We start from the raw sequence: 848 nt of genomic DNA on the forward strand, positions 1-848 counted from the left end.
CGTTTAGATTACACCGATAGTTCAGGCAAAAGGCCGTTTCCTGAAGAAGGATCGACGTACGGTGTAATCAAATTCAAATCGCAAGCGGTAAGCCATGTTGATATTCCCTACGGGACTGTGTTCGGAGGAAAAACAACAGACGGACCTCCATGTACGCTTAATGGGTTTACAGGATCTCGAAACGGGGAAACCGTTCCAGAGTTCAAATTTGATAACTATTATCCACCAGCAAACGGAGCGGAACTATACCAAGTGGTAAATGGGGAAGAAGTACTTTTAGCTACCTATGTGGCAGAAGAAAAACGATTTGTACCAGCGGTTGCTAACCCAATGTAAAGGACTGGTTTTTTGTGATTCGAAAAGGTTTGTATGCAGCATATAATGAACGAGATTACGAATGTTATGAAACGGAAAACGGGTGTATAAAGCTGATTAGCTATGATAAAGGCGATGTAGCAAATGGATTCATTCCATACAATGACACGACTTTTACAAAAGAAGTTCCTCGTGATGCTGTTGAAGAAGTGTTTTTTGTAGCTCCGTATGCTACTTATCAAAATGAAACGTTTGGTGTGTCAGATGCTTCTGATCGTCGAGTGCTTTTGACCACATCTGAAAAAGAAAAAGCTGATAAATATCATTTTCAACGAACGGATAAATATCTATACGAAAAACATGTGTTAAAAGAAGAAGTAAAGTTAATGGAGAAAAAAACTCCTTACTCATAGGACTCCATAATAAAAAGAGGATGCACTCGCATCCTCTTTTTATTTAATCAATTTTCTTGAAGTGTTTCTGTTCGTATTATCATTTGTACGAAGGAAGGTAATGCCAAGACCGATTAATCC

The 848-nt window shown here is 38.7% G+C and carries 1 protein-coding gene and 1 pseudogene; both read left to right on the forward strand.

Going from position 1 to position 848, the window contains the following annotated elements:
* Positions 1-336 (forward strand): annotated as a pseudogene (locus tag AC1DRF_RS30225) (hypothetical protein); the annotation flags it as partial.
* 14 nt (positions 337-350) lie between these two features.
* A complete protein-coding gene (locus tag AC1DRF_RS30230; RefSeq protein ID WP_230184181.1) occupies positions 351-728 on the forward strand; it encodes a hypothetical protein in 378 nt (125 codons plus the stop codon).
* The last annotated feature ends 120 nt before the right edge of the window (positions 729-848 follow it).

Source organism: Priestia sp. P5_B4, assembly GCF_056400385.1.